The following is a 450-nucleotide window of genomic DNA, read 5'->3' as shown; positions in this document are numbered from 1 at the left end:
AAGAAGAGGAAGAGAGAAAGAAAGGAAGAAGGAAAGGAAGGAAGAGGAAAAAAAAAAGGGAGAAGAAAGAAGAGGGAAGAGAGGAAAAAGAAAGGGGGGAAAGAAGGGAAAGAGGAGGAAAAAGGAGGAAAGAAAAAAGAAGGGAAGGGAGAGAAAGGAGAGAAAAGGAGAGGAAGGGGAAAGGGGGGGAAAGGGGGGGAGGAGAAAAGGGAGGAAAGGGAAAGGGAAGGAGGAAAGAGGAGAGGAAAAAAGGAGGGGGGAGAAGGAGAGGAGGGAGAGAGGAAGGGAAAAGAAGAAGAAAAGAGGAGGGGAGAGGAAAGGAAGGAAGGGAGGGAGAAGGGGGGGGAAAAAAGAAGAGGAAGGAAGGAAAGAAAAAGGGGAGAGGAGAGAAAGGAAAGAGGGGAGGGGAGAAAGGAAGGGGGGGAGGAGGGAGGGAGGAAAAAGAGGGGG

At 50.2% G+C, this 450-nt stretch carries 1 protein-coding gene; it reads left to right on the top strand.

The features are described from left to right. Positions 1 to 450: hypothetical protein (locus KH400_RS29675; protein WP_217227995.1), on the top strand; the 450-nt coding region annotated here is incomplete at both ends.

The organism is Desertibacillus haloalkaliphilus, assembly GCF_019039105.1.
In the GTDB taxonomy this organism is placed as follows: Bacteria; Bacillota; Bacilli; order Bacillales; family KJ1-10-99; genus Desertibacillus; species Desertibacillus haloalkaliphilus.
Note: the sequence above shows the minus strand (reverse complement) of the source record. Positions and strands in the feature narration are given on the sequence as shown.